The sequence below is a fragment of the Acinetobacter sp. YH12142 genome, from assembly GCF_013418435.1.
In the GTDB taxonomy this organism is placed as follows: domain Bacteria; phylum Pseudomonadota; class Gammaproteobacteria; order Pseudomonadales; family Moraxellaceae; genus Acinetobacter; species Acinetobacter amyesii.
In genome coordinates this window covers 39,560-65,326 of the sequence record NZ_VPCB01000009.1, presented here as the reverse complement: position 1 = coordinate 65,326, position 25,767 = coordinate 39,560, and the positions used below count along the sequence as shown (strand labels likewise).

31 protein-coding genes are annotated in these 25,767 nt (G+C 41.9%); 16 read left to right on the top strand and 15 right to left on the bottom strand.

Features of this window, described 5'->3' with window-relative positions:
- Positions 1–209: 209 nt before the first annotated feature.
- Positions 210–2,426 (top strand): PhoX family phosphatase, encoded by a 2,217-nt coding sequence (locus FTU77_RS09380; RefSeq protein ID WP_180055638.1) that lies wholly within the window; start codon positions 210–212, stop codon positions 2,424–2,426.
- 39 nt (positions 2,427–2,465) lie between these two features.
- Here FTU77_RS09380 and FTU77_RS09375 read toward each other — a convergent pair whose 3' ends face one another.
- Positions 2,466–3,245, bottom strand: coding sequence for an NRDE family protein (locus FTU77_RS09375; RefSeq protein ID WP_180004559.1), 780 nt, complete (start codon positions 3,243–3,245; stop codon positions 2,466–2,468).
- Positions 3,246–3,338: 93 nt separating this feature from the next.
- On the opposite strand from FTU77_RS09375, the gene lgt reads away from it, so the two are divergent.
- The 3 genes from lgt to FTU77_RS09360 all read left to right on the top strand — a co-directional run bounded on the left by lgt (position 3,339) and on the right by FTU77_RS09360 (position 5,069).
- On the top strand, positions 3,339–4,151 hold the full coding sequence (gene lgt, locus FTU77_RS09370; protein ID WP_180007176.1) for a prolipoprotein diacylglyceryl transferase: 813 nt from the start codon (positions 3,339–3,341) through the stop codon (positions 4,149–4,151).
- Positions 4,152–4,307: 156 nt separating this feature from the next.
- Entirely contained in the window at positions 4,308–4,700 is a 393-nt protein-coding gene (locus FTU77_RS09365) for a hypothetical protein (protein WP_180055637.1), read from the top strand.
- A complete protein-coding gene (locus FTU77_RS09360) occupies positions 4,701–5,069 on the top strand; it encodes a hypothetical protein (RefSeq protein WP_180055636.1) in 369 nt (122 codons plus the stop codon).
- A gap of 21 nt (positions 5,070–5,090) precedes the next feature.
- On the opposite strand, the gene FTU77_RS09355 is transcribed toward FTU77_RS09360, so the two are convergent.
- A complete protein-coding gene (locus FTU77_RS09355; RefSeq protein WP_168377881.1) occupies positions 5,091–5,603 on the bottom strand; it encodes a peptidoglycan amidohydrolase family protein in 513 nt (170 codons plus the stop codon).
- Positions 5,604–6,162: 559 nt separating this feature from the next.
- On the opposite strand from FTU77_RS09355, the gene thyA reads away from it, so the two are divergent.
- From thyA to msrA, 5 genes are all read left to right on the top strand, one after another.
- Positions 6,163–7,005 carry a thymidylate synthase gene (thyA, locus tag FTU77_RS09350; RefSeq protein WP_111884060.1) on the top strand — a complete coding sequence of 281 codons (843 nt, stop codon included), beginning with the start codon at positions 6,163–6,165 and terminating at the stop codon, positions 7,003–7,005.
- 100 nt (positions 7,006–7,105) lie between these two features.
- Positions 7,106–7,618, top strand: a complete 513-nt coding sequence (locus tag FTU77_RS09345; protein ID WP_168377882.1) for a dihydrofolate reductase — start codon at positions 7,106–7,108, stop codon at positions 7,616–7,618.
- Between the two features lie 27 nt (positions 7,619–7,645).
- Positions 7,646–8,716, top strand: a complete 1,071-nt coding sequence (locus FTU77_RS09340; protein WP_180055635.1) for a DUF4105 domain-containing protein — start codon at positions 7,646–7,648, stop codon at positions 8,714–8,716.
- Between the two features lie 84 nt (positions 8,717–8,800).
- Entirely contained in the window at positions 8,801–9,259 is a 459-nt protein-coding gene (locus FTU77_RS09335) for an META domain-containing protein (protein ID WP_168377884.1), read from the top strand.
- Between the two features lie 159 nt (positions 9,260–9,418).
- A complete protein-coding gene (gene msrA, locus FTU77_RS09330; protein ID WP_180055634.1) occupies positions 9,419–9,943 on the top strand; it encodes a peptide-methionine (S)-S-oxide reductase MsrA in 525 nt (174 codons plus the stop codon).
- An 80-nt stretch (positions 9,944–10,023) separates the two neighbouring features.
- On the opposite strand, the gene FTU77_RS09325 is transcribed toward msrA, so the two are convergent.
- From FTU77_RS09325 to FTU77_RS09305, 5 genes are all read right to left on the bottom strand, one after another.
- Entirely contained in the window at positions 10,024–10,428 is a 405-nt protein-coding gene (locus tag FTU77_RS09325; protein ID WP_180055633.1) for a biopolymer transporter ExbD, read from the bottom strand.
- Positions 10,428–11,051, bottom strand: coding sequence for a MotA/TolQ/ExbB proton channel family protein (locus FTU77_RS09320; protein ID WP_078192725.1), 624 nt, complete (start codon positions 11,049–11,051; stop codon positions 10,428–10,430). Before FTU77_RS09320 ends, FTU77_RS09325 begins: the two co-directional genes overlap by 1 nt.
- A 30-nt stretch (positions 11,052–11,081) precedes the next feature.
- Positions 11,082–11,864, bottom strand: coding sequence for a TonB family protein (locus FTU77_RS09315; protein ID WP_180055632.1), 783 nt, complete (start codon positions 11,862–11,864; stop codon positions 11,082–11,084).
- A 210-nt stretch (positions 11,865–12,074) separates the two neighbouring features.
- Positions 12,075–12,941 carry a formyltetrahydrofolate deformylase gene (purU, locus tag FTU77_RS09310; RefSeq protein ID WP_078192727.1) on the bottom strand — a complete coding sequence of 289 codons (867 nt, stop codon included), beginning with the start codon at positions 12,939–12,941 and terminating at the stop codon, positions 12,075–12,077.
- 79 nt (positions 12,942–13,020) lie between these two features.
- Entirely contained in the window at positions 13,021–13,722 is a 702-nt protein-coding gene (locus tag FTU77_RS09305; protein ID WP_180055631.1) for a TetR/AcrR family transcriptional regulator, read from the bottom strand.
- A gap of 116 nt (positions 13,723–13,838) precedes the next feature.
- Here FTU77_RS09305 and FTU77_RS09300 point away from each other — a divergent pair, with 116 nt between their 5' ends.
- From FTU77_RS09300 to FTU77_RS09280, 5 genes are all read left to right on the top strand, one after another.
- Positions 13,839–15,287, top strand: coding sequence for a coniferyl aldehyde dehydrogenase (locus tag FTU77_RS09300; protein ID WP_180055630.1), 1,449 nt, complete (start codon positions 13,839–13,841; stop codon positions 15,285–15,287).
- 162 nt (positions 15,288–15,449) lie between these two features.
- Positions 15,450–15,686, top strand: a complete 237-nt coding sequence (gene rpmB / locus FTU77_RS09295) for a 50S ribosomal protein L28 (protein ID WP_000048256.1) — start codon at positions 15,450–15,452, stop codon at positions 15,684–15,686.
- A 12-nt stretch (positions 15,687–15,698) separates the two neighbouring features.
- The gene (gene rpmG / locus FTU77_RS09290) at positions 15,699–15,854 is read left to right on the top strand and encodes a 50S ribosomal protein L33 (protein WP_001205031.1); all 156 of its coding nucleotides are present in this window, start codon (positions 15,699–15,701) and stop codon (positions 15,852–15,854) included.
- 142 nt (positions 15,855–15,996) lie between these two features.
- Positions 15,997–17,715 carry a cation:proton antiporter gene (locus FTU77_RS09285; RefSeq protein ID WP_180055629.1) on the top strand — a complete coding sequence of 573 codons (1,719 nt, stop codon included), beginning with the start codon at positions 15,997–15,999 and terminating at the stop codon, positions 17,713–17,715.
- Between the two features lie 184 nt (positions 17,716–17,899).
- Complete coding sequence (locus FTU77_RS09280) at positions 17,900–18,142, top strand: hypothetical protein (protein ID WP_078192731.1); 243 nt, start codon at positions 17,900–17,902, stop codon at positions 18,140–18,142.
- Positions 18,143–18,220: 78 nt separating this feature from the next.
- On the opposite strand, the gene FTU77_RS09275 is transcribed toward FTU77_RS09280, so the two are convergent.
- From FTU77_RS09275 to FTU77_RS09255, 5 genes are all read right to left on the bottom strand, one after another.
- Positions 18,221–18,499: a hypothetical protein gene (locus tag FTU77_RS09275; protein WP_078192732.1), complete on the bottom strand. Its 279-nt coding sequence runs from the start codon at positions 18,497–18,499 to the stop codon at positions 18,221–18,223.
- Between the two features lie 105 nt (positions 18,500–18,604).
- Positions 18,605–19,108, bottom strand: a complete 504-nt coding sequence (locus tag FTU77_RS09270; RefSeq protein WP_078189695.1) for a DUF6586 family protein — start codon at positions 19,106–19,108, stop codon at positions 18,605–18,607.
- A 75-nt stretch (positions 19,109–19,183) separates the two neighbouring features.
- Positions 19,184–19,546, bottom strand: a complete 363-nt coding sequence (locus FTU77_RS09265) for an ASCH domain-containing protein (RefSeq protein ID WP_180055628.1) — start codon at positions 19,544–19,546, stop codon at positions 19,184–19,186.
- A 42-nt stretch (positions 19,547–19,588) separates the two neighbouring features.
- Positions 19,589–19,840 carry an RNA-binding protein gene (locus FTU77_RS09260; RefSeq protein ID WP_078189697.1) on the bottom strand — a complete coding sequence of 84 codons (252 nt, stop codon included), beginning with the start codon at positions 19,838–19,840 and terminating at the stop codon, positions 19,589–19,591.
- An 86-nt stretch (positions 19,841–19,926) separates the two neighbouring features.
- Entirely contained in the window at positions 19,927–21,915 is a 1,989-nt protein-coding gene (locus tag FTU77_RS09255) for an ATP-dependent helicase (protein WP_180055627.1), read from the bottom strand.
- 97 nt (positions 21,916–22,012) lie between these two features.
- On the opposite strand from FTU77_RS09255, the gene FTU77_RS09250 reads away from it, so the two are divergent.
- Positions 22,013–22,396, top strand: a complete 384-nt coding sequence (locus FTU77_RS09250) for a hypothetical protein (protein WP_180055626.1) — start codon at positions 22,013–22,015, stop codon at positions 22,394–22,396.
- A 65-nt stretch (positions 22,397–22,461) separates the two neighbouring features.
- Here the strand turns inward: FTU77_RS09250 and FTU77_RS09245 are convergent, their stop codons facing one another.
- On the bottom strand, positions 22,462–23,592 hold the full coding sequence (locus FTU77_RS09245; protein ID WP_180055625.1) for a glycerate kinase: 1,131 nt from the start codon (positions 23,590–23,592) through the stop codon (positions 22,462–22,464).
- 83 nt (positions 23,593–23,675) lie between these two features.
- Here FTU77_RS09245 and FTU77_RS09240 point away from each other — a divergent pair, with 83 nt between their 5' ends.
- On the top strand, positions 23,676–24,125 hold the full coding sequence (locus tag FTU77_RS09240; RefSeq protein WP_180055624.1) for a carboxymuconolactone decarboxylase family protein: 450 nt from the start codon (positions 23,676–23,678) through the stop codon (positions 24,123–24,125).
- Positions 24,126–24,202: 77 nt separating this feature from the next.
- Here FTU77_RS09240 and FTU77_RS09235 read toward each other — a convergent pair whose 3' ends face one another.
- Both FTU77_RS09235 and FTU77_RS09230 read right to left on the bottom strand, forming a co-directional pair.
- Positions 24,203–24,775 (bottom strand): HdeD family acid-resistance protein, encoded by a 573-nt coding sequence (locus FTU77_RS09235; RefSeq protein ID WP_180055623.1) that lies wholly within the window; start codon positions 24,773–24,775, stop codon positions 24,203–24,205.
- Between the two features lie 126 nt (positions 24,776–24,901).
- Positions 24,902–25,660, bottom strand: coding sequence for a hypothetical protein (locus tag FTU77_RS09230; protein ID WP_180055622.1), 759 nt, complete (start codon positions 25,658–25,660; stop codon positions 24,902–24,904).
- Between the last annotated feature and the right edge of the window lie 107 nt (positions 25,661–25,767).

The following is a 25,767-nucleotide window of genomic DNA, read 5'->3' as shown; positions in this document are numbered from 1 at the left end:
TTCGACAATTTTGGTGAGTTTTACACCTAAGAGGCTGAGATAGCCTCTTTTTTTTATGCACCCATTTAATGTTTTGCAATTTACATGCAGCGAAATCTAAACGCCTATTTCATCAGTTTGCAACATTAGCTTCAAAGCATTGTCATATTTTATCGATAGTTTTATGTGATCAACTTTTACCCAGCACACCTTTGCCAGGATTTAAATTCATGACAAACATGCCATATAACGAAGATCAAGAACTTGATAACAACACTTCGGATAACCTTCATTTTCGTGACATTTTAGAACAACGCATCAGCCGTCGTAGCTTGATTACCAAGACTGCGAGTGGTGCAGTCGCACTTGCATTGGCATCTTCATTAACGGGGTGTAATGATGACAATGACTCAGGTTCAAATAGCAATACCAAACCACCAGTTACCGATCCAAATCAAAAACCGACCAAGTTCAATTTCACACCGGTGAAAAAAAATTTAGACGATATCGTGACTGTTCCTGAAGGCTATCAAGCGCATGTGCTATATGCGATGGGTGACTCGATTAACCCTGCATACCCAGCGTGGGATGATAACAATGTTCCTTCTGGCCCGAGCTTCCAATTCCGCTCTGGTGACTGCCATGACGGTATGAGCTTCTTTGGTTTAAATACCACCTCTGGACGTTATGATGCCAAGCAGTCTGACCAAGGTTTGTTGGTGATGAACCATGAATACATCAATCCAACCTTCTTACACCCACAAGGCCCAACCAAAGTGGATGGTCGTCGCCCTGAAGATGAAGTCATCCGTGAAGTCAATGCACACGGTGTTTCTGTGATTCAAATTGAAAAAGACAGCAAGACTCAAGCCGTTAAACTGGTACAAAATTCTCCATTTAACCGTCGTATTACCGCATCGACCGTAATGGACTTTAAAGGCCCTGTAGCAGGCTCAAGCTTAGTTTGCACGAAATTTTCAACCAATAGCCAGCAAACCCGTGGTACACACAACAACTGCGGTAATGGCTATACCCCTTGGGGCACTTACCTGACAACAGAAGAAAACTTCATTGGTTACTTCGCTCGTGCAAAAGACGATGATGCCAAACGTAGTCCTGCTGAAATTGTGGCACTCAACCGTTATGGCCTAAAAGCGGGTGCAAACTCACGCTATGGTTGGGAAACGGCGATTGGAAGTAATGAGTCACAAGATTTATATGACCGTTGGTCAGCGAATGTTACCGGTACTCAGGCAGCAGAAGATTATCGTAATGGTCCAAACACCTTTGGTTGGATTGTCGAAATCGACCCATTTGACCGCCGTGAAAACCCAGTAAAACGTACAGCACTGGGTCGCTTTGCACATGAAGACTGCCGTGCAAGTCGCTTACGTGAAGATGACAACCTTGCGTTTTACATGGGCGATGACTCGCGCGGTGAATACATCTATAAATTTGTATCAGACCAAAAATGGAATAAAAAAGATGTCAACGGTGGCTATGCCGCGGGCGACAAATACATGAACAACGGTAAGTTATACGTTGCCAAATTTAACAATGATGGCAAAGGTCAATGGATTGAATTGAGCTATAACGTCAATGGTTTAAACCAAAGCAACAGCGTGTATCCGTTTAGCTCACAAGCAGATGTTCTGACCTTCGCACGTCTTGCCGCAGATGCTGTCGGTGCTACCAAAATGGACCGCCCTGAATGGGTCGCTGTGCATCCAGACAATGGTGAAGTCTATGTGACCCTCACCAATAACTCGAACCGTGGTACGACGCATGCACTAGATGCTGCCAACCCTCGTAACTACACCGACCCTGAAGGTGGTAAAGGCAATGTCAACGGTCATATTATCCGTTTCCGTGAAGATGGTGATACAACCACAGCACTCAGCTTTACTTGGGATATTTACCTGTTTGGTGCTGAAGCAAAAATGGCGAGCAACATTAACTTATCTGGTCTAAATGACAATAATGACTTGTCATCACCTGATGGGATGTGGTTCGACCCACGTGGTGTGTTATGGATTCAAACCGATGACGGTGCTTATACCGATACCACCAACTGTATGATGCTTGCTGCACTTCCAGGTCAAGTCGGTGATGGCACAAAAGCTACGACCTCATCGGGTCAAGAAACCATTGTGGGTGCAAAACTGAATGATGAAAACTTACGTCGCTTCCTGACTGGACCTAAAGAATGTGAAATCACAGGTGTGACGATGACACCTGACTACAAAGCGATTTTTATCAATGTGCAACATCCCGGCGAAGATTCAGCATCCTATGCTGAACCGACCAGCCACTGGCCTGCATCACAAACCAATGCTGCAGCGACCTCACGCCCACGTTCTGCAACCGTTGTCATCACCCGTAAAAATGGTGGTGTGATAGCTGGCGAAGCGGTAGAACAAGCTCAGCCAACGCAAAAAACCGCATAAAAAAACTCTAAAAAATAAGCCGACGAATCGTCGGCTTTTTTATTGCTTTAAATGCACTTCTATCTGGGTGATCTGTCCTTGTTGCTCACCCTGCTGCTGTTTTTCTTGCCATTGCCACTGTGAATCCCGCATACACAATAAATTTGAACAACGTGTGCCATACACCGGACTTTGAATAAAGGTTGAAGACAACAAATGTTCCATTTCCGCCTGAATCCCAGTATTGGGTAACAGCGCTGGAATGATTTTACGTTCATCTTCCAAAATATCCCACGCAGCGGCATCTATGTCCGCCTGTGGTTGCTGGCTTTGTAGCATCGGCAAAAATTCTTGCGTGAAACGTTTACGTAAATGTCGGGTCTTTTCCCAATGTTCAGTCATTAAACCATTAGACGTGACATACACCCCTTTGGCTAAGACTTGTGGCGCTTCACCGCGATTACTCATATAAACGGCTTGAGTGGCGTCGCCAACGAATAAATTAAAGCCGGCATAATTACATTGGACTTGTTCAAGTGCTTGCGCAAACCGAATGGGTGTTTGCTCTGATTCTAAAAATTGCTGAATCAAAGCGCCGCGTGAAGTGGGATATGTGGTCTGATCACGGCCATCACGAAAATTGGTCACAATCGCCCAACGCCCTTGAGCGGTTATCCCCATCCATGTTCCACCAGACTGTAAGTCCTGCCCTGCAATAATCGGACTATCTACCCATTGCTTTAGGCCTGTCGTCGGTCGATGATAAAACTCATCACGATTCGAAATCAGGCAGAGTGGCATGTCATCCAAGACCTGCCAAGCAAAAGCCACAATGCACATATTCAACTCTCAATATCTTTACACATTGAATGTACAACATTTTTCAGCACATTCAGCTAAAATCTGTGCAAAACATAATGACAAGGAACAGCAATGCTGACATATCCAAATATCGACCCTGTGGCGATATCACTGGGGCCACTACAAGTTCACTGGTATGGTCTGATGTATTTATTGGCCTTTTTATTTGCATGGGGCTTGGCAAGCTACCGCGCAAAACAACGTGACGGCTGGAACGCAGAAATGGTCTCTGACCTGATTTTCTACGGTGCATTAGGTGTCGTGATTGGTGGACGCTTTGGCTATGTCTTCTTTTATGGTTTCGATCAGTTCCTTGCCAACCCATTGTGGCTATTCCAAGTTTGGACAGGCGGCATGAGCTTCCATGGCGGTTTCCTTGGTGTCATGATTGCCATGTTACTGTGGTGCAAGAAATATAAAATGACTTGGTTCCAGACCCTCGACTTTATTGCACCCTGCGTTCCGACAGGCTTAATGTTTGGTCGTATTGGCAACTTTATTGGTGGCGAACTATATGGTCGTGCAGTGACTGACCCAAATTTTGCTTTCGGTATGATCTTCCCAACCGATCCACTTCAGTTGGTGCGCCATCCGTCGCAGCTTTATCAAGCACTCTGTGAAGGTTTAATTCTGTTTATCGTGCTGTGGTGGTTTAGTTCAAAACCTCGTCCACGTTATGCCGTTTCAGCCTTGTTCCTTATCGGATATGGTATCGCACGCTTCACCGTTGAATTCTTCCGTGAGCCGGACAATGGTCAACTGTTCATTGGATGGATGAGTAAAGGTCAGTTCCTGACGGTTCCGATGATTCTGATTGGCCTATGGATGATGTGGTATGCCTACCAGAAAAAAATCTATGACTGGGGTCCACAAAAAAATCATTAATATTTTATAATTGTCTTTAAGCAAGCGAGGTCTAAGCCTCGCTTTTTTATGCGCTGAAATTTATTCCTTCATATGCATTTACTGCACATGAAGTGACTGAATTAGACAACTGATCTGTGCTAAAGTTTATTCAGCTTATTTTTAAACTATCGATCCATGCTTGAATTTTGGTTTAACCCCAGCGTTTCTGTACTTAAAAAAATCCTGTTTTTTATTGCGATGGTCGTACTGACCGGTGTTCTGTATTGGATGGAACCCCTAACACTTCAAGCCATTCTAATGTTCATGGGTACAGGCGTCATTTTCCTGATTTGTCGTTATTGCAAGATTCATTTTGCAGCAAAAAACCCAACAGGTTTGCTCTATCGTTTATTGACGTGGATACCGATTGCACTGCTGTTGGCATTGGTTTTTATTAACATGAATAAGGGTGAAATTCTGATCCCGGGTGCTCAAGGCATTGGCATCATGGCTTTGGCAATCTGCCTACTCTCCCCGATTTCTCTACTGAATAAAAACGAGAAAACTTCACCCCAAGGTAAAATTTAAATGCTGACGTTTTGGTACTCTGAGCGCTGTAACCGACAAATCAAGCTCATCATTTGTATCAGTACCTGTGTGCTTATTTTTCTATGCGCTGAACAAAAACAACTAGATCCCCGCTTTGCGGGCATAAGTTTAGCCATTGGTTTGATGATTGATCTGCTTTATAAGCTCAGACAAGACAAACTAAAAACACTGTCTCCGTCATTAAAATACGGTTTGGCTAGTTTGCCAATTTTATGTTTAGTGTGCTTAATTTATTTTCTACCCAATGAGCAACGCTGGATTTTAGCGCTGCAATGTATGGGCTTTGCGGCAATTGGATTATTTATCGTCTCGATCTACAGTCAGCGTGCAAAAAGGTTTGAAGACTAACCTTTTTGCAGCCATGGGCTGTTAATCCGCTAAGCGGTAATAGCTGTATTTCACATTTGGAGTTCGATAGACCGCATAACCCGCTTGACGATAATCAGACACCCAATCCTTACCTGAATATGCTGCGATATGACCATAACGGCTACTTTGATTGCGGTCGATAATATAAATATCGCCTTTCTTTGGTCGATCAAACGCTAAATTAATTTTTTGATAACCAATTTTTTGTAATGTGCTGCCCCAATCTGCTGCGGCAACGGGGTGACCGTTAAAACGTGCCCCTGCGGACTCAAGTGCTAAACGAACACTGCGGGCACATTTCTGAGTACTTCTTTGGCGGGTAATGCCTTGTAAAAATCCAGTCAAACGATCGATATCGATACGCTGACCATTGCGGGATACCACATTTTTAGTCGCTGCTTTTTGAGTGGTATTGGACTTGCCCGTATTTTTACTCGCCTGAGAACGAATTATGATATTTGCCTGAACTGGAGCATGCACTTCACTCAAGTTTACATTGTGATCATAAGCCATTCTTTAACCCACACTCCCGCCTATATTTAGGCATTCAAAAATTTTAACGAGGGTGATAGTACCGCGTAAATCATGTTTTTTCATGTAAAAAATGTAAGATTTCTTAAACAAATCTTCACATTTAAATACGACCGTCTATTTTTAATTCAAATAGATTTATTTTTTATATCAAACTCTTAATCAAAAATAGTTGTTCAATATCACCTCTTCATAATGAGAAAAATCACGTTTATTTTTTAATCAAACTTATCTGTATTTTTTTCAACACTGCGAAAGAAGCATCTCTCAATATGTAAAAAATAGAGCTTCGTTTTCTAAGCTCATGCTTGATTTAACAGACATATTGTCTCGTTAACACTTGATGTAGTTGTTATAAATAGACGTCTTCAGCTCAGGCAACTCAGCTCTTGTTGCCTGCAAAATTTGGTCATCACCCAATAAACACCGTATGTTTTGGATTTTTTAAACCTGACTATATTCAAGCGCCCATCACAGTTCCTTCCACACGCAAAACAAGCTAATATGTGCCACAAGAAATTTAGCAAATTATGAGAGAGACATGCGCCAGTATTTAGACCTTTTACAACACATTCTCGACAACGGCGGCGACAAGAGCGACCGTACGGGTACGGGAACACGTTCTGTATTTGGTCATCAAATGCGCTTCGATCTTTCTCAAGGTTTCCCTTTACTCACCACCAAGAAAGTTCATTTCCGCTCTATCGTGATTGAACTGTTGTGGTTCCTTAAAGGCGATACCAATGTTCAATATTTGCAAGACAATAAAGTCTCGATTTGGGATGAATGGTCTACAGCAGAACAAACTGCTCGTTTTGGTCGTCCTGCCGGTGAATTAGGTCCTGTTTATGGTCATCAATGGCGTAATTTCGGTGCAACCAAAAAAGCCGATGGCCTATATGAACAAGATGGTTTCGACCAAATCAAATGGTTGGTCAATGAAATCAAAACCAATCCTAACTCTCGTCGTCTAATCGTGTCTGGTTGGAACCCAAATGAGGCAGGTAATGTTGCATTGCCACCATGCCATACCTTGTTTCAATTTTTTGTCCAAAACGGAAAATTATCCTGCCAATTATATCAACGTAGTGCTGACGTTTTTTTGGGTGTGCCGTTTAACATTGCCAGCTATGCCCTGTTAACACACATGATTGCGCAAGTTTGTGGTCTTGGTGTGGGCGACTTCGTTTGGACCGGTGGGGATACACATTTGTATGCCAACCATTTCGAACAAGCGCAGTTGCAACTGACACGTGAACCAATGGGTCTGTGCCAATTAAAACTCAATCCTGAAATCACCGATCTTTTCGATTTTAAATTTGAAGATATTGAAATTGTAGGTTATGAATCACATCCTGCGATTAAAGCCCCTGTTGCTGTTTAATTTTTAGAAATCCCAAGTGAAAAGCAAAATCCCGCTTTACCTCAAGCGGGATTTTGCATTCTAATAGACGGCAAATATTTCGGCTATTTGAGTTCAAACTATGGCATTTCAAAATTTAGAAATCGTGCACGTTGTCGCTATGGATCAGCAGCGCTGCATTGGTAAAGGGAATGATTTGCCGTGGCATATTTCTGCCGATTTACAGCACTTTAAAGCCATCACCCAAGGTGGTGTGGTGGTTATGGGACGCAAAACCTTAGAGTCTATGGGACGTACCCTACCGAAGCGTGTCAATTGGGTCATTACACGAGATAGTAATTGGTCATTTGAAGGCACCAAAGTCGCATATAGTATCGACGAGGCGTTAACGCAAGCTGTTGCTGATGTCGCGAGTTCAGAAAAACCAACGAGTTTGTTTATTATTGGTGGTGGTGAAATTTTTAAGCAAACCATCGGCATCGCAGACCGTTTAGAACTCACGCATGTTGAACTCGATGTTCAAGGTGATGCGCATTATCCTGAAATTCCTGCGGACTTTCAAAAAGTGGCGTCAGAACAACATATCGACGACAAAACTGGGATTGCTTTTGAGTTCGCAACTTACCGAAAATAAAGAAAAATCTTAAGCTAAAAGAAAAATATGCAACAGAGTGACCAACAAGCAATCTTCAAAAAAATAGGGCGAAGTATTCTTCATGCCCTATTTAGTGTGTTTGTCCTCTGTTCTTCGATTTGGCTCTGTGCCGCCCTGTGGATACAGCAACCGGCAGGCTGGTTAGGCAGCCGCATTATCATTGGGATCTGGATTGCTTTTGCCCTGAGCATTTTAGGCATCTATATTACCCAACACTTTTTTAGCCGTCGTAAAGATGTCTTGATTTATATTGTGGGCTTTATCTGTGGTCTATTTTGGTATTTTGGCATGGAAGCACGCCAAGATCGTGAATGGAATCCTGAAGTGGCAGAAATTCTGCATTATGAAAAGCAAGGCAATCTGGTCACCTTACACAATGTGCGTAATTTCGACTGGCATGCCGATGGCAGCTATACCCCGCGTTGGGAAACCCGCCAATATGACCTAAGTCAAATCAATGGCGTCAACATCATTACCTCGTATTGGATGGGGCCGCAAATTGCACATACACTGGTCAGTTTTGATTTTGCTGACCGACCACCGCTGACGTTTTCGATTGAAATTCGCAAAGAGAAAAATGAAGAATTCTCTGCGATTGGTGGTTTTTTCCGTAAATATGAACTGAGCCTCATTGCTTCTGATGAAAAAGATATCATCTATACCCGCAGCAACACACGCGGTGAACAGGTCTATTTCTTCCCCGTCAACATGCCAAAATCTGAAATGCAGGCGCTGTTTATTGAATATCTGCATAAAGCCGATGAACTACAGACTCAACCCAAATGGTACAACACGCTCACCAGTAATTGTACAACACTGGTGTTTGATATGATTCAAGCGGTTTCCAAACATCAACTTCCAACCGATTACCGCTTATTTGCATCCGGTTATTTGCCGAATTATTTGCACGACCTACATGCCATAGACCAAAATTGGGATATGAAAACATGGTATCAAAAAGCCCATGTTAACCCCCGCGTCTCTCAAATTAAGCAACTGAGCAGTGAACAATATTCGAAGTTAATCCGACAAGGTTTGCCGCATTCACAGTCTAATCCAAGCGCCAATCAATTGTAATTCTTAAATATTGATACAAATATGGCTAGCTTATCTGTGCGATATTTGCTTAGATAATTGAAATGCTTCCACGGGGAAATTCCGATGCTAAAACAAATATTTGTTGCTGCAACTTTGGTTTCAACTTTAGTGGTGACAGGCTGTGAAAGCATGCCTGCACAAGACAACACCATAACTGAAAATTTAAACCTATTACAAAATCGTACTTGGATTGCCACTCAGATTGGCAATACCCCAATTAAAACAGCACCCAATGCGCATAATATTCCAAGCATTCAATTCGATGCGGCTTCAAAACGTGTCTCAGGTGCAGACGGCTGTAATCGTATAATGGGCGGCTATAACGCCGGCAAAGACACTATAACGTTTGGCCCGATTGCAGCGACACAAATGGCTTGTCTCAATAACAATGGGCTAGACCGACAGTACCATGCAGCACTCGAAAAGGTAACGCATTATCAAGTTTTTGGAAAAACCTTGAAATTGCTAGACCGTCATGGCAATTTATTAATTCAATATGAAAGCGCCGTTCAACCGCGTTAAATCATTTTAAAAGTCTGCTTCGGCAGACTTTTTTATTCACTGTTCAGTCATGCCAGAGACATTTAATGCACATAAACTTGTGATTAGTATACAGACGTACATTGCAGTTTTTAGCTATAACCCCATATTAAACATCAGGGAACAAGATAGGATTTCACTATGCAACAAGCGGTATTTGGTGGTGGATGCTTTTGGTGTGTAGAAGCAGTTTTTCTACAACTTCAGGGCGTGCAAACAGTTGTCAGTGGTTATGCAGGGGGAATTACTCAGCATCCAAGCTATGAGCAAATCTGTGAGGGAAATACCCAACATGCAGAAGTCATCCAAATCAATTTTGATGACAGCCAAATCAGTTTTAGCCAATTGCTGGATGTATTTTTCGCAACCCACGATCCAACCACGCTGAACCGTCAAGGCAATGATGTCGGCACACAGTATCGCTCTGTGATTTTCTATCAGGACGAATCACAAAAGCAGCTCGCTGAACAACGTATTGAAGAGTTAAAAGCAGAAGGCATCAATATCGTGACTGAACTCAGTCCAATGCCGACCTTCTACCCTGCCGAAGAATATCATCAGAACTTCTTTGCGCGTAACCCAAACCAAGGCTACTGTAATTTTTCAATACCACCTAAACTCATGAAATTACGTAGCAAATTTCAAGACCTACTCAAATCTGAGTGATCTATTTGTACGACGTCTTTTCAAAATAGAGATATAAAAAAGCGACATTTCTGTCGCTTTTTTATATCTTAGCTCAGTGCTTAGTTATCACTGGCAAAGGCGATATCGCTGAGTCCGGCTCCACTCGCACGCGACATCACTTGTGCAACTGTGTCATAACGTGATTCTTTATCGGCTTTTAATACCAATGCAGGCTTACGTTCTTGCTGACCAGCTGTATTTAGACGACTTTCTAAATCTTCGAGCGTGATAATATCACCATTCCAAGCGATATCACCCGCTGAGTTAATGCTGATGGTTACGCTTTCAGGCGGCAGATCAATCACTTCTGCAGTCGTTTGTGGCAAGGTTAATGGAATTGATGGGTTGGCAACAGTCGCAGTCACCAAGAAGATGATCATCAATACCAACATAATATCGATGAGCGGAATGAGGTTCATCTCATTCATGCCAGCATCGTTGTCTTCACCCAATTGAAAAGCCATTAAGCTTGACCTCCAGCTAAACTTTGCTGTGCAGTTTTCACGTCTTCTTTCTTCGCTGCAGATTCTTGTTGCAACATAGTATCAATCAATAAACCATGCGCTTGATCTTGCAATTCATTCGACAGTGTACGGTTAAAACGAACACAGATGTTATAAGCCAATACCGCAGGAATCGCCACAGCCAAACCAAGACCGGTCATGATCAAAGCTTCACCGACTGGAGTTGCCACTTGCGCTAAACCCGCTTGACCGCTTTTACCCACTGCTACAAGGGCATGGAAAATACCCCACACTGTACCGAACAAACCTACGAACGGTGCAATTGAAGCAATCGTACCCAATACAGATACGCCTTTTTCAGCATTAGCTTTTTCTACCGAAATTTGACGTAGTAATGCTTGTTCAGCCACAGCCTTACGTTGTTCAAAAGCCAAAGGAGCAAATTTCGCTTTCAGTTTGCTTAGTGCATCTGCAAGGTGGTTATACGCCACTTGTTTGAGCTGACGTGTGCCCATAATACGAAGAACGAAGATCGTCCAAGTCGCAATCGACATTGCAAGTAACACGAAATACAGTGTTTTGCTGACTGCATCTGCATGTTGCCAATAAACTGAAAAGTTCATATTCGAACTCCTAATGGGTTAGCCGGAATCTTAATTAAGTTTAAAGTTAAATGGTTGATCAACTCGCGTCGGAGTTGCGACACCATTATCAATATATTTGGATAAACGCGCACGCTTCACTGCTGCAGTCACTTTACGGTTCACAGCAGCGCCACAAGTCGAGTTTTTAATCGTTGCTGATTCGACTTTACCTTCAGCACTTGCTGCAATCGCAACTTCAACTGTACACGACGCTTTTAATTCACCATCTTCAAATTGAACATTAGGTTTCTTAATCCAACTGACACCATTACCGATGCTGACTGTTTTAGGTGTCGGTGGCGCAGGTGGTGCTGGAGGCGCAGGTGGTGCTGGAGGCGCAGGTGGTGGTGCAACAGGTGCCGGAGGTGTTGGTTCAACACGAACGACTTTCGTTTCAGAAACCACAGTTGAAACAACAGGTGTTGGTGGTACGTTTTTGACCGCTTCAACAGTTGGTTTCGGCGCATCTTTCTTTTTCACCTGTTCCACTTTTTCCACTTTCTTCGGTGGAGGTGGTAAAGGCTTATCTACAATTTTAACTTCTTTTGGCTTTGGTGGCTCTTTCTTCGGTTCTGGTTTTGGCTTTGGAGGTTCAGGTTTTTTCTCTTCAACAATCTTCACAAAACGAACTTTAATCGGATCTTTTTCAATCGGTTTAAGTTCTGGTGCTTTCATATTGCTGACCGCCCACAATACTCCCATATGCCCTACCACAACAGCGAGAAGCGCAGTAATGATTTTCTTTTTCATCGGGTTAGGTGATTGCATCATTGGAGCGGGAGATTGACTCATTAAACTCAGTTACCTTGAAGAAGCGATTGCATTTATTTTGTCAAAAATACAATCATGCTCATCGGTTAGCACAATTAAAGTACGGCAATAATAAATGAGAAGTGTTTTCATTTGCAACTATTAATTCGTCAGTTTTAATGACTTTTTTTAATCATAATATAAAAAAGGCATACCTAAAGTATGCCCTTTTATTCAAAAATTTATCTCGTTTTATTGAAATACAACAGTTTTATTACCATCGACAATAATACGATCTTCAAGATGCCATTTGACTGCACGTGCGAGTACATTACGCTCTACGTCCTGACCTAACTCGCGCAATTGTTCAACGGTAAAGTCGTGACTTACACGCTCTACGTCTTGCTCAATAATCGGCCCTTGGTCAAGATCCGCAGTCACATAGTGTGCTGTCGCACCAATCAACTTCACACCTTTTTCATGCGCTTGTTTATATGGGTTCGCACCAACAAAGGCTGGGAGGAATGAATGGTGAATGTTGATCACTTTCATTTCCCATTTTTGAACAAATTCTTCGTCTAAAATTTGCATATAACGAGCAAGAACGAGTAAATCATTGCCTTGCATCAATTGATCAATTTGCTCATAAGCTTCACGTTTGTTTTCTTTATTCACAGGAACAACTTCAAACGGAATACCGAAATTTTCTACAGATTCACGTAAAGCATCGTGGTTAGACACGACTTTGGTGATTTCACATGGCAAACCACCACGTGCATGACGCCATAACAGTTCAAGCAATGCATGGTCAACTTTAGACACCAAGATACCGACTTTCTTCACATCACTGACTAAAGCTAAACGCCAGTGCATGTTGTAACGCTCAGCAACATTGCTCGCAAATGTTTGAGTTAGACTTTCTTTACGGCTTTGTAAATTGTCCAATTCAAACTCAACACGCATGAAGTATCGCCCCCCTTGAGCTTCAGTCGCGTATTGATCAAGTGCGGTAATATTTGCTCCCTGATGATACAAAAAGCTCGATACAGCTTGCACAATCCCTGGTTTATCTTCACAGGTAATGAGTAAGCGTGCTGTGTTAGCGGTCGACATATTCATGTTGGTTTATATCACTAATCAGTTAAATTGAAAAAAGAGCCGAGTATTCTAACGCTTTTTAAAGCCAGACTAAATAGTCTTATTCAGTAACCTGATGCTTTGCGTTTGAAAGACTTGCAAATAAGTCCGACGGCCCTAAAGTATCGAGCAGTCGCTCATAGGTTTCACGGCTTTCACCACGTAGATATGCGCCTTCTAAGAACACCATTTGTCGTAGTGCTTGCCACACCCACTTTTCTTCCAAAGTGTTTGAGTCAGTAATATGGCCCGACATATAAAGGAAGTTGGTCCAGTTGGTCAGCACGATCCACAAGTTAATGGTTAAGGCCTCAATTTCAGAATCGGTCATCTGCATTAAGCCTGCGTCAACAAAGGCACGATAAATTTTCTGCCCTTGTTGCATGACTTGACCGGCAAAACGTGGATACATTTTGCGGAAATCTTCATTATTTTCGACCAAGTGATAAACATCACGATGTAAAAAGCGATAAGCCCATAATTGGCTACTTAACACTTGGAAATAGCGAATTTTATCATTGGCATCAAGCTGACGATCATCAGGAAGCGCTAACATTTCTAGCGTTTCATGCTGATATTGCTCCATTAATTCCTTAATAATTTCACTTTTATTTCGGAAATGGTAATACAAGTTACCTGGGCTCATTCCCAGTTCAGCAGCAATATGATTGGTTGTCACTGAACGCTCGCTACGCTCATTAAACAACTGCAAACTCAGCTGCAAAATACGTTCTTTCGTTTTTAAGGTTTTGGTGTGAGACATCCTAAAACAACCATTTATTTCAAAGCATTAGAACACTAACACATAAAGTAACTTGACTATTTAGAGTATTTGCTCTAAAAATTAATTAATCGCTAATTTGGATATGGTCGTGCGACATGAATAGTCAGACAAAAACAACTTCAATGACACCACATTCTTTTGATCACCAGCATCTCAACAATATGTTGGAACAGCAGAAACAAGCGTATTTACGTTACCCATTGCCTACAGCGAAGGAACGTATTGACCGTTTGGCTCGGCTTAAGCGTATCTTAGTTAAGTATCAAGATCAATTTGCTGATGCAATTAATCAAGACTATGGTAACCGTTCTATCGGTGAAACCAAGATTGGTGAGTTACTCACATGTCTTGAGCACATCAAATATTATAGCAAGCATTTGACAGACTGGATGAAACCATCCAAACGCCATGTCGGAATTATTCACCAACCTGCAAAAGCATGGGTGCAATATCAACCGCTTGGTGTCGTCGGCATTATTACGCCATGGAACTACCCACTGCTTCTTTCTATAGGCCCACTGATTTGTGCTTTGGCTGCGGGCAACCATGCCATGATCAAAATTTCGAGTGCCTCTGCGGCATTTGGTGATGTGCTAGAAAAAGCTCTCGCAGAAGCATTTCCTCAAGAATTGGTCGCAGTCGTCAACGGTGGTGGCCCAATTTCAGATGCGTTTAGTCACCTTGCCTTCGACAAAATGATTTTTACTGGCTCGACCAATGTCGGTAAAACCGTCATGGCGGCAGCGTCTGAAAATTTAGTTCCGGTGATTTTAGAATTAGGCGGAAAGTCACCTGTATTGGTTCATCCGTCTATTGACCTAGCAGATGTCGCACAGCGTCTTGCTGTTGGTAAACTTTGGAATGCAGGTCAAACTTGTGTTGCACCTGACTATGTGTTCTTACCTCGTGGTAAAACGGCTGAATTTTTAGATCACTATAAAGTGTGCGTTGAAGCCATGTACTCAAGTATTGCCCATAATCAGGACTACACCTCGATTATTAATGACAAGCAGTACAACCGCCTACAAGGTTATTTAGAAGATGCGCGTGATCAAGGCGCACAAATCATCAGTTTTAACCCACAAAATGAAGATGTGGACGCTGTACGTAAAATTGCACCGACTGTTTTAACGGGTGTCACTCCAGACATGCAAATTATGCAGCATGAAATCTTCGGTCCGATCCTTCCGATCATGGAATATGATCAAATTGACGAGGTTATTGCTTTTATTAATAGCCGTCCTCGTCCACTTGCTTTATACTATTTCGACTTTGATCAGGCACGTGCCGACTATGTCGCAACACGTACCCATTCAGGACATTTCGGACAAAACACGGTATTAACCCATGTTGCTCAAGATGACCTGCCGTTTGGCGGTGTGGGGGCTTCGGGTATGGGGAAATATCATGGTCCAGAAGGTTTCTTCAGTTTGTCGCATGAACGCTCGGTGATGTCGAATCCAAAACTCTATAGTTTGAAATTCATTCTTCCACCGTTCAATAAGCCGATCCACAAACTGATTTCGAAGACACTTCTTCGATAAACGATCAAGGCATGAACGATCACACTAGGTGATCGTTCGTTTTATGCAAAATCGCTTGTCTTTTAAGCGCATTTTTGATATAAAACGCCCCTTGAATGAATTCAATGTTTTTTTTGACTGGCCATACAGATTTGCTGTTGGCTAAATCAATGGAGTTACACCATGTCTAAGGTTTGCCAAGTTACCGGCAAGCGTCCAGTCGTTGGTAACAACGTCTCACACGCCAACAACAAAACTAAACGCCGGTTCGAGCCGAACCTGCATCACCACCGTTTTTGGTTAGAAAGCGAAAAACGTTTCGTACGTCTTCGTCTAACTACTAAAGGTATGCGTATTATCGACAAATTGGGCATCGAAAAGGTTGTTGCTGACCTACGTGCTCAAGGTCAAAAGATCTAAGGAGCTACGAACATGCGTGATAAAATTCGCCTAGTTTCTTCTGCTGGTACAGGTTATTTCTACACTACCACTAAGAACAAACGTACTATGCCGGAAAAAATGGAAATCAAAAAATTTGATCCAAAAATCCGTCAACACGTAATCTTCAAAGAAGCTAAAATCAAATAATTTTAGTTTTTTGAAAAAAACGACCTACTTAGGTCGTTTTTTTTTGCATTTTTTTTATTCGAATTGCTAAACTTTCAAAATGCTTTTTGGCACTTTTTGTGCTTGTCTTTTTTACCCTTAACTTAGGCTTAAGGAGTTTTTAGTGCCTCATGATGTAGAACTCATAATATTACTTGCTGTTGGCTTTGGTTTTGCCTTAATTTTTGGCTATATTGCTGCACGCCTGCGACTTCCTCCCCTTATCGGCTATCTGATTGCCGGTATTATTATTAGCCCAAACACACCTGGGGTAGTTGGCGATATCCATCTCGCTAACCAATTGGCCGAACTCGGTGTCATGTTCCTGATGTTTGGCGTGGGTATGCACTTTTCACTCAATGATTTGATGCAAGTCCGTCGTATTGCCCTCCCCGGTGCCATTTTACAAATTGCAGTGGCGACCTTACTCGGTATGGGAATTTCCATGCTTTGGGGCTGGAGCATGGGCTCAGCCTTAGTGTTTGGCTTAAGTTTGTCGTGTGCAAGTACTGTCGTTCTACTCAAAGCCTTAGGTGATCGCGGTTTACTCAACTCCGTCAATGGTAAAATTGCCGTGGGTTGGCTCTTGGTTGAAGACTTGGTGATGGTTTTGGTCCTGGTCCTTCTGCCTGCTACTGCCGTACTGCTTGGCGGCCAACCGCTCACAGAAAGCAGTGCTGATGAAAATATTTGGCTGACCTTAGGTCTAACTTTACTCAAAGTTGCTGGCTTTATTGCCTTCATGCTGATCATTGGTAAACGTTTAGTGCCAATGATTATGCAAGTGGTTGCACGCTTAGGCTCACGTGAATTATTCACGCTCACTGTGGTTGCAGCAGCCGTGTCTATTGCCTTTGGTGCCTACAAGGTATTTGGTGTATCCATGGCACTGGGCGCATTTTTTGCCGGTATGGTGGTCAAAGAGTCTGACTTTAGTCACCGTGCAGAAGAAGAAACCCTTCCGCTCCGTGAAATTTTTTCGATTCTGTTTTTCGTCTCCGTCGGCATGCTGTTTGATCCACGGATCTTGATTGAACAACCGCTTCACGTCTTAGCTGTGGTCGGTATTATCATGATTGGTAAGACCATCGCTGCAATGGCATTAGTATTGTTCTTCCGCTACCCCATCAATACCGCATTAACCGTTGGGGCAAGCTTGGCGCAAATTGGTGAGTTCTCATTTATTTTGGCGACCTTGGGTGTATCTCTAAACCTCCTTTCTATGGAAGGACAAAACCTGATACTGGCAGGTGCATTAATCTCGATTACGCTGAATTCATTTGTATTTTCTGCAATCGAGCCTATGCAGCGACTCATCCGTGAGCGCTCGAATTTGGCTCGTTTACTGGAACGTAGTAGTGACCCATTGGCCATGTTGCCGGATGAGGTCTCACAGGATTATCTACGTGATCAGGTGGTGCTGATTGGTCATGGTGAAGTCGGTCGTCGTATTACCCGCGAATTAATGAATGAAAACATTAAAGTGGTTATTGCTGAAGAAAACCGTGAAATCGTGGAAAACTTACGGGAAAAAGGCATCGCTGCGGTATCTGGTGTGGCAACAGAACCCGGCGTTTTAATTCAAGCCCATATTCAACACGCACGCCTTTTGGTCATTTCACCTATGGATATTTTAGATATTCATAAAATTGTCGACATTGCAAAAATGCTGAATTCGTCTATCCAAGTGTTGGTTTGTGCGGAAAGCAAAGAAGAAGCTGAAGTCATTCGTCGTGACAATGTCGGTGAGGTTTATTATGCCAAAGAGGAAATGGCGAAAAATATGAGCAATCATATTTTAAATCAAATCCAAATTGCCCATCACCAAACACCGACACACTAAGTGCCTAAATAAAACGCTTAGGGGCAATACCAAAAAGGCGATGCATTTAAGCATCGCCTTTTTTTAATGGATATAATTCATTGATTTTAAAATTACAAATAATTGAATTTAAAAAACATATTGATAAAATAAGCATCAAACGAAGCATCATTTTTAAAAACTTCAAACAAGAAACGAGAAAAACATGTACATCCTCTATTTAGGCCTTGCCATTATTTTGATTGGCGGTCTGGGCTTTCTCATCGCTGCATTTAAAACCAGTATTTTATGGGGACTGGGCTGTCTATTGTTTTATCCCATTTCCATCGTCTTTCTGATTCTGTATTGGCAAGATGCCAAAAATCCTTTTTTTTTACAGCTCATCGGGGTCTTTATTGTATTTTTAGGTTCGATACTGATCTCACCTACTGAACTGGGCACAGTCTAAGTGTCATTTTGGGCATAAAAAAACGCACCGAAAGGTGCGTTTTCATTATCATGATCCGCAAAGTCAGCAGCTATATGATTAGCTCATATATTTGGGCTTTTCATCAACCACTTCGGCATGCCATTCATCCACTTGTTTTTCTAACAAACCAAACAATGCAGCCTGAATCATTTGCTGAGCGATCACACTCATTTGATCGCCCAAAATATTGCGTAATTCTTCATTGAATTGGATAGTCACCAAAGGCTCTTTTTCTGAGCCTGCATTACGCAATGCCAACTCACCACCTTCCAATTGAACCAGCTCTAAAATTGCTTCCTGGTTCCCAAAGAGTTCTTTCAACTGTTCTATAGACATATATCCCTCCATGCGCAACATGGTGATAAAGGCATCTGCACTTTGTATTACTTAGATAATCTTATATCGGGTTAAATAAATTTATTTCAAGTAGCAATAGTCCAATTAGAACTCCACCATCTCGTTACGAAATCCATCAATTAATTGAGTTAGATCACGATGCCATTCACGCAAAATAGCGGTATCTGGCAACCATGCTTGCGGTGTTTGGGTAACTTTAATAATTAAATTTGAAGACGTTTCATCTTCTGGCTCTGGTGCAGACGGTTCAGGTGCATATTGACACATACGATGTGCGCGTTTCAGCTCTGCAATAAAGCCCTGCTTTGCCAATTGCTGCATAACAGTCACTTCAGGTGACACCTGACCTTTTTCAGCCATCAGCGTTTCAATCGACTTTAACGTGGGCGCAGGATCATTTAAACGATAGTAACGCACCAACTCTTGTAAAAACGCAAGTACTGCACCATGCAAATGAAAAACTGCTGCTTCGCGATAAGCCTGAGCTTGTTGAACATGATCGGTCTGCTCAGCTTGCTGACATGCAAGACGGGTAAAATATAACTTTTGATTGGTACGATCAGCATGAAAGCGAGCAACACGAGACATGAACAATTCCCTAAATTTTGGCGTTTTTCTACATGAATAAGCTTAAACGGATTTTTAGGAAATTCACAATAAATATTATGGATGATCGATTTCAATTAAATAAATGTCACGCTTGGCAGGAACAGGCATATCCCAATCAATCATCCTGATATTTTCCAGACGCCAAGCCCAGTACCCTGCTGCCCAATATGTCGCCTGCGCTAGCTCTACCTCATTTTCAGTCCATGCATGAACGTCATATACATCGACCATCGCCACTGCACGTCCAATATCTTCATCTCCGCTTTCATGTAAGTAGCGTTGATTTTCCACGATCACTAAATCTTTTAAAGGCAAATGCTCAGGCCGCCATGAGCGGACTTCAAGCGTTTTAAGCCCGCACGCAATGTTCGAACCAGATGGCGCAACAATAGACAAAGCCGAGTAGCATTTTTTCATAGATCACCGATAAAAAAAGGAGCGTAACGCTCCTTTTTAAATTTATGCTTTAGGCTTATCTTCAGCCGCTTTTACGCGAATACCCGCACCTTTGACTTTCAATGTATTCAGGCCTTTAATCGCTTTTACAGCTTCACGACCATTTGGCATTTCGACAAAACCAAACCCTTTCGATTTACCTGTGCTTGCATCCATAACAACAACAGCAGACTCTACTGCGCCAAATGGTTTAAACAGTTCAACCAATTCTGCTTCAGTAACTGAACGCTCTAAGTTACGTACTAAAATTTTCATTCAATCTTCCAAATAGACAGCATCATCAAAAAGCATTTGTCTATTTTGCTTTTTAACTTGCGTGTAAATCACGTCAAAAATCTATTTTAATCGAGATCGATACCAAAATCTAAATTAATCGATTTTCTTTCGATTAACGCACTTTTTACGGTTTGCTGACGGGTTTTATAGTGTGTTTCCAAACTACATAAATTTCGAGTTAAATCATTCATAAAGTAACTTTCTACTTTACGCCCTTGCTCATCGACAGTTTCACGCGCCCAGTGGTTCAAGTTTTGCTTAGTCAAAATCAGTTCATTTTGCGCACGTGTCAGCGCTACATATAACACGCGACGCTCTTCTTCCACTTCATCGAAATTGCCTTGGGCACGTGCATGCGGGTATTGCCCTGGCGTGACATTCGCCACATAACAGACTTTTTGCTCCGTTCCTTTTGCCGAATGAATGGTAATTAAAGTCACGACATCACTGTCAGATTGGCGTTCAATTTCAGAAATGGACACTGGATCAAGGACATATTCTTCTAAGAATTCACTCAACTGCGTATGTTTGGATGCTAGTTGTTTCACCAAATCAAAATCACCCTGACGGCGGTTCCAATCTTTTTTATAGTTTTCTTCTAGCTGCTCAGAAATCGCTTGAACAGCCAAGCTTACACATTCTTTGACCTGATCTTTCAACACCGACATTTGCTTCATCATCAGAATCGCTTGGTCAGGTACTTTGCCAAAATTTTCCAACTTGGTTGCAATGGCTTTCATTTCTGGCTCAAGTAAAATCTGCTGCGATAACTTACTCGCACCGACATCACCCACACCATTCCATAAGGTTAAAAAGCGCATCCACGCGATATCATCTAAAGGATTGGCCACTACACGCAATACACTGAGTAAGTCTTTTACATGGGCTGTTTCAAGTAATTTCATGCCGCCGATAAAGCGATACGGCACATTTGCGGCAATACAGGCCGCTTCAATATGACGAGCAGCAAAGCTTGAACGCACAAGCACCATATGATCCGACCATTTGCTGCCTTCGAGGTAATGACGCTCTTTAATATCAATGGCAATCCATTTGGCTTCATCAAACTCATTCGGGAAAATATGCATTTTCGGCTTAATCCCTTCACCACGATAGGCATCTAGGCGTTTGTCATATTTAATTTCACTTTCATCCAACAACCAATTTGACAGATCTAAAATTTCTTGGGTTGAACGATAATTTTTTTCGAGTTTGAAAATCTGTGCGTCGGGTACACGCTCTTTGAAATGATGAATATTTTCAAAGTCTGCACCACGGAAGCCGTAAATGGACTGTGCATCATCGCCGACACAGAACAAGCTGACACGTTCTTTTAGTGGCTCAAGTAACGCCCATTGCAGCGGATTGGTATCCTGCATTTCATCAACCAACATGTGGCGACAAATTGAAGCGACATAATCGACCAGTCCATCTGATTCCGCCAAGGCTTTCGCCACAATCGCCAAGATATCGTCATAATCTAAAAAACTACGCGCACGTTTACGAGCTTCGTATTCTTTCATGATATCCGCGATTTGATCTTTTAACGCAAAGTACTCAGGCATTTGCTTTTCCATGGCAATGCTGAGTTTTTGACGCGTATTCCGCGCAAAGGAATACAGATCACAGAGTTCTTTCGGCTTGGGCAAGTGGTTCGGGTTTTTCTTATCATCACGACCACGAATCAAGCGGAACATCATGAGTTGATCATCACGATCAATAATCGAAAACTGTTCTAGACCAAAGGCTTTTGGAATACGGCGCAAGAGGTACATACAAAAGGTATGAAAGGTTGATGCACGTAACCCTTTGGCTTGCTCACCTAGAGCCAACTCCACACGAGCAACAATTTCACTCGCTGCACGGCGAGTAAAAGTCAAAATTTGAATTTGATTAGCAGGCACGCCTTGATCAATTAAATAAGCTGCACGCGCCACGATGGTTTTGGTTTTACCACAACCTGCTCCTGCCAAAACCAAGCTATGCTGTGCTTCTGTTGTTGCGGCTTGTTTTTGTTGAGGATTTAATTCATCAATCAGGTTGGCTAAACTCATATGTACTCATCATTTCATGGATAGGTATAGTTTAGCAGATTGAAAAAAAATACATGCTAATGTAGGATCAAAATTAAAACTAGAAAACGATAAGTTTATGAAAAATTTTAAGCTAATTAGCCATTTCCTTCAGCCAGTTTTATTACTCATAATATTTACAAATCATCCATCTTATGCAAAAAAATTGACTCAAACTGAATTTGATCACTTGATAAGTAAAAATAATCAGAAAGGAATTCAACTCCATGATGATCTAGCTGTAGCTCTAATTTCTGGCAATCATAAGCTTATATCCGATAATTTATGTGCAACTTATAAAATGAGTAAAGCACAATATGAAATTGCTTCAGAGAATTCTGGATTATTAAAAGCGAAACGGGCAAAAGAAAATGCAATAGAAAATATAAAAAACATTGAAAATATAATTCCAAAAAATCAAAAACCAATGGAAAAATATTGCAAAGATTCTCAACCAAATTAATCATATTTTCTAACTATGATTATCTTAAAACTCACTAGATGCATGTATAAATTTTTCCTTGATTTTTATCTCAAACATCTCATCACATTTCGACAGCAATGTTCCAAATTTAGTTCCGCATTTTTTAATGCATCTTCCAACTTACAATCTGGTGGATTAATCCCAACAATCTGTGTAAAACCTAAATCATAGAGTTCTGCTATCCCCTCACCCACTAGACCAGTAAAGGCGATCACAGGTTTATTAAACTTTTTTGCAACTTGCGCCACACCAAATGGCGTTTTACCGAACTTAGTTTGATGATCAATTTTCCCTTCACCTGTCAGCACATAATCTGCCTGTGCTATTTTTTCATTCAACTGACATTGTTCAATGACCAATTCCACACCTGATTGCATCGATGCACCTGCAAAAGCCATCAACCCAAAACCTAATCCACCTGCAGCGCCTGCACCTGCGACAGCACGTAAAGCACAATCCAATGTCGCTTCAACCACATCGGCATAATGACTGAGGTTCTGATCTAACTGACGCACCATCTCCTGCGTTGCACCTTTTTGCGGGCTAAAGATATGGGATGCACCATTTTCACCACATAGTGGATTAATGACGTCGCTGGCAATGATAATTTCTGTATGCGCTAAACGTGAGTCGAGCTGCGTCAAATCAAGACTGTTAATTTGATCCAGATAACCACCACAAACTGCTATTTCGAAGCCATTTTCATCTAAAAATTGCGCCCCCAAGGCCTGCGCCATACCTGCACCGCCATCATTGGTCACACTCCCGCCCAAGCCAATGATAATTTTACTTACTCCGAAGTCTAGAGCAGCCTTGATCATTTCGCCCGTACCATAAGTTGACGTCAGTAAAGGATTTCGCTGAGCAATATCGACAAGATGAATTCCATTGGCTTTTGCCATTTCAATCACCGCAGTTTTTCCACCGTCGATCAAACCGAAATACGTCGTCACAGCTTGATTGGGCAAAGGACCTGTAAGCGCTATCGTCAATTTTTGGCCGTCGCAAGCACTGAGTAACGCATCTACAGTTCCCTCACCACCATCTGCCATTGGCACAGCGATGACATTTGCATCAGGTATGAGTTTTAAAATTGCACGCCGCATCGCGTCACAGGCTTGTTGAGCACTCATACTTTCTTTAAATGAATCGGGCGCAAGAACAAAAGTGGTCATCTAAATGCTCAAAATAAAACTTGTCCTCAACCATAACGGTTTTAAAATAGCAGGTATATCTAAAAACATCAGAAAGGCTCGAAATGTCACGAATCAATCTAGGTCAGTCTGCACCTGAGCTATATAAAAAAGTCGCAGAACTTGATGCACTGGCAATGAAAAAAATAAATGAAGCTGGCCTAAGTGAAGGATTAGCTCATTTACTCAAATTACGTGCATCCCAAATCAACGAATGTGCGTTCTGTATTCGCATGCATGCGCAAGATGCACTTAAAACAGGTGAAAGCATTGAACGTATTAGCCTACTCAATGCATGGCGTGAAACTGCGTACTACGATGAAAAAGAACGTGCAGCTTTGAGCTTGATCGAAGCGATCACGTTAATTGCTGAAGGCCAAGTTCCCGATGCCGTCTATGAAGATGCTCTACCATTTTTAACGGATGATCAAATCAGTGCGATTGAATGGCTTGCGATTGTCATTAACACATGGAATCGTATCGCCATTAGTAGCCGCTATAGCGTGAAACCTTAACGGGTTGTACACATTAAAACTGAATAAAAAAAGAGTGCCTCAGCACTCTTTTTTTATTTATTGGATCCGCAAGCAGCTTACTGCTCTGCCGAGCTTTTCGGCACTTCACGTCGAATATAAGAAGCCAAAGTAAGGTAGTTGACACCTTGGAATAAAATATCAACCGCCAAGAATAATCCTAATACCCAAAATGGCGCATCAGGCGACATCAAAATAATAACACCTGTCACCAAAGTTAGAATGCCTGAAAATAGTGTCCATCCCCAACCTTGAAATGCTCGAAATAGCACAGCATTAAAGATACGAATGACCCCTGCAATGATCAAAATAATCGCCAATAAATTGGTTAGGACAATGGCCGTTTTAACAGGCGTTGTAAATGCATAATAGCCTGCGACCAAATACAACACACCAAATAGTGCCCAGAACCAGCGGTAGCCGCCTTCAAAAATTTTAAATGCCGCGATGAAATGGATTACACCACCTAACATCATCAGCACACCAAAAATATAAATGACAGTGATTGTCGCGAATGGCAAAGCTGCCAAAAGGACCAATCCGAAGACCACCAATAAAGCACCTAAACCGAGATACCACTTACGGTTTTCATGGAGCTGACTGCGAATTAAATCGTTGCCTACTGTTCTCATGTTTTTTCTCAAGTTATTCGTTATTCAATGGATTATGCAACTTCATGATGAAGAAAAATGAAAGAAAAGTCCAAATCTTATCCACACTGCCACTTGAAGCTGTGGATAAAATACGCTTTATCCACATTATTTTTTCCATCCCACTTCAATCGCTGTGATGTCATTCACCACAGTATCAGCTAAATCTTCAGGCATTTTACTTTGCGTCTGTGAGGTAGGAATATGCCCCGCCATTAATTCAGCTTTACTTTGTGGAAACAAAGGCTGCCGCTGGGGTTCTGCATAACCGACAGGAAAAATCGGCTGACCTGTAGCCAAATCATACTTATCAGTTGCACCAAAAGCGTGTAATAACTCATGGGCTAAAACGATTTTATTCTGCGCTGTCTGTTTATTCGATGCAAATAAATTCACCGATCCAATTCGACCATTTTCCAAGGCTGTGGAATGTTTAAGTTCTTTGGTTTGAGTCGGATCGTAATAATTTAAAAATAGCGTCACACTCGAAACACCATCTACATTTTCATGCTGCTGCCAAGCATAGTAGCGGAATTTCAAACTCCATAAGATAACGTCCAAAATGCTAGCATCATTGGGTACTTTGGGAGGTAAAACTTTCAGCTCGCGACCTAACTTAAAATATACATAAGTCGGTTGCCCTCGGTATTTCTGTGCCGTCGCTTGTAAATATTGCTGAACATCGTTTAAATCATTGACAGAGAGCTGCTGTATATAAGCTTGTGTGCTCTCTCGACTATCAGCATTAATTGGATGTAACAATACAAAGATCGGTTTACTCCAGTCTTGATTTTTGTCTTTATAGGCATTGACTGCGACAACCAATAAAATCAGCAATAAGCACAGTACCCGAATTTTTTTCCACATTCCCCAAGATCTCAATTAATTTTTAGCGTTTATTTTCAGAATTAAAACAGAACATTCTTAAAATGTCTTGGACAATTTAAAAGCTCAATAGATTGCCTATCATCAAA

What these genes read in the sequence shown, in the direction of transcription:
- FTU77_RS09380 (WP_180055638.1), top strand. Translation starts at nt 210, where the DNA reads ATGACAAACATGCCATATAACGAAGATCAAGAACTTGATAACAACACT.
- FTU77_RS09375 (WP_180004559.1), bottom strand. Translation starts at nt 3,245, where the DNA reads ATGTGCATTGTGGCTTTTGCTTGGCAGGTCTTGGATGACATGCCACTC.
- lgt (WP_180007176.1), top strand. Translation starts at nt 3,339, where the DNA reads ATGCTGACATATCCAAATATCGACCCTGTGGCGATATCACTGGGGCCA.
- FTU77_RS09365 (WP_180055637.1), top strand. Translation starts at nt 4,308, where the DNA reads ATGCTTGAATTTTGGTTTAACCCCAGCGTTTCTGTACTTAAAAAAATC.
- FTU77_RS09360 (WP_180055636.1), top strand. Translation starts at nt 4,701, where the DNA reads ATGCTGACGTTTTGGTACTCTGAGCGCTGTAACCGACAAATCAAGCTC.
- FTU77_RS09355 (WP_168377881.1), bottom strand. Translation starts at nt 5,603, where the DNA reads ATGGCTTATGATCACAATGTAAACTTGAGTGAAGTGCATGCTCCAGTT.
- thyA (WP_111884060.1), top strand. Translation starts at nt 6,163, where the DNA reads ATGCGCCAGTATTTAGACCTTTTACAACACATTCTCGACAACGGCGGC.
- FTU77_RS09345 (WP_168377882.1), top strand. Translation starts at nt 7,106, where the DNA reads ATGGCATTTCAAAATTTAGAAATCGTGCACGTTGTCGCTATGGATCAG.
- FTU77_RS09340 (WP_180055635.1), top strand. Translation starts at nt 7,646, where the DNA reads ATGCAACAGAGTGACCAACAAGCAATCTTCAAAAAAATAGGGCGAAGT.
- FTU77_RS09335 (WP_168377884.1), top strand. Translation starts at nt 8,801, where the DNA reads ATGCTAAAACAAATATTTGTTGCTGCAACTTTGGTTTCAACTTTAGTG.
- msrA (WP_180055634.1), top strand. Translation starts at nt 9,419, where the DNA reads ATGCAACAAGCGGTATTTGGTGGTGGATGCTTTTGGTGTGTAGAAGCA.
- FTU77_RS09325 (WP_180055633.1), bottom strand. Translation starts at nt 10,428, where the DNA reads ATGGCTTTTCAATTGGGTGAAGACAACGATGCTGGCATGAATGAGATG.
- FTU77_RS09320 (WP_078192725.1), bottom strand. Translation starts at nt 11,051, where the DNA reads ATGAACTTTTCAGTTTATTGGCAACATGCAGATGCAGTCAGCAAAACA.
- FTU77_RS09315 (WP_180055632.1), bottom strand. Translation starts at nt 11,864, where the DNA reads ATGAGTCAATCTCCCGCTCCAATGATGCAATCACCTAACCCGATGAAA.
- purU (WP_078192727.1), bottom strand. Translation starts at nt 12,941, where the DNA reads ATGAATATGTCGACCGCTAACACAGCACGCTTACTCATTACCTGTGAA.
- FTU77_RS09305 (WP_180055631.1), bottom strand. Translation starts at nt 13,722, where the DNA reads ATGTCTCACACCAAAACCTTAAAAACGAAAGAACGTATTTTGCAGCTG.
- FTU77_RS09300 (WP_180055630.1), top strand. Translation starts at nt 13,839, where the DNA reads ATGAATAGTCAGACAAAAACAACTTCAATGACACCACATTCTTTTGAT.
- rpmB (WP_000048256.1), top strand. Translation starts at nt 15,450, where the DNA reads ATGTCTAAGGTTTGCCAAGTTACCGGCAAGCGTCCAGTCGTTGGTAAC.
- rpmG (WP_001205031.1), top strand. Translation starts at nt 15,699, where the DNA reads ATGCGTGATAAAATTCGCCTAGTTTCTTCTGCTGGTACAGGTTATTTC.
- FTU77_RS09280 (WP_078192731.1), top strand. Translation starts at nt 17,900, where the DNA reads ATGTACATCCTCTATTTAGGCCTTGCCATTATTTTGATTGGCGGTCTG.
- FTU77_RS09275 (WP_078192732.1), bottom strand. Translation starts at nt 18,499, where the DNA reads ATGTCTATAGAACAGTTGAAAGAACTCTTTGGGAACCAGGAAGCAATT.
- FTU77_RS09270 (WP_078189695.1), bottom strand. Translation starts at nt 19,108, where the DNA reads ATGTCTCGTGTTGCTCGCTTTCATGCTGATCGTACCAATCAAAAGTTA.
- FTU77_RS09265 (WP_180055628.1), bottom strand. Translation starts at nt 19,546, where the DNA reads ATGAAAAAATGCTACTCGGCTTTGTCTATTGTTGCGCCATCTGGTTCG.
- FTU77_RS09260 (WP_078189697.1), bottom strand. Translation starts at nt 19,840, where the DNA reads ATGAAAATTTTAGTACGTAACTTAGAGCGTTCAGTTACTGAAGCAGAA.
- FTU77_RS09255 (WP_180055627.1), bottom strand. Translation starts at nt 21,915, where the DNA reads ATGAGTTTAGCCAACCTGATTGATGAATTAAATCCTCAACAAAAACAA.
- FTU77_RS09250 (WP_180055626.1), top strand. Translation starts at nt 22,013, where the DNA reads ATGAAAAATTTTAAGCTAATTAGCCATTTCCTTCAGCCAGTTTTATTA.
- FTU77_RS09245 (WP_180055625.1), bottom strand. Translation starts at nt 23,592, where the DNA reads ATGACCACTTTTGTTCTTGCGCCCGATTCATTTAAAGAAAGTATGAGT.
- FTU77_RS09240 (WP_180055624.1), top strand. Translation starts at nt 23,676, where the DNA reads ATGTCACGAATCAATCTAGGTCAGTCTGCACCTGAGCTATATAAAAAA.
- FTU77_RS09235 (WP_180055623.1), bottom strand. Translation starts at nt 24,775, where the DNA reads ATGAGAACAGTAGGCAACGATTTAATTCGCAGTCAGCTCCATGAAAAC.
- FTU77_RS09230 (WP_180055622.1), bottom strand. Translation starts at nt 25,660, where the DNA reads ATGTGGAAAAAAATTCGGGTACTGTGCTTATTGCTGATTTTATTGGTT.